General features: G+C 58.1%; 1 pseudogene. It reads left to right on the top strand.

Annotation, left to right across the window (positions count from 1 at the left end):
• Positions 1 to 188: pseudogene (locus KBI52_RS00440) on the top strand (EF-hand domain-containing protein); the annotation flags it as partial.
• Between the last annotated feature and the right edge of the window lie 103 nt (positions 189 to 291).

Here is a 291-nt window from a genome sequence, read left to right as displayed (position 1 = left end):
CTGGGATGATGGGCATGCCCGGACCCGCGCCGATGAAGATCTTCTTCGCCATCGCCGATGCGAACGGAGACGGGGGGCTTTCCTTCGACGAGGTGACGGCCATTCACAAGCGGATTTTCGACAGAGTCGATGCCAACAAGGATGGCAAAGCAACACCTGAGGAAATTCAAGCCTTCATACGGGATTAGCCACGTGCCAACGGATCGTCGCTGTCGCCCCGGGAGCCAAAGCTATACACGATTTCCGGGGCTGGAAGAGTAATCCCGCTCGCGTGTGAATCGGACCCTGTTG

The sequence above is a fragment of the Microvirga sp. HBU67558 genome (assembly GCF_018069605.1).
GTDB lineage: Bacteria > Pseudomonadota > Alphaproteobacteria > Rhizobiales > Beijerinckiaceae > Microvirga > Microvirga terrae.
This window is presented reverse-complemented; position numbering and strand designations above follow the sequence as displayed.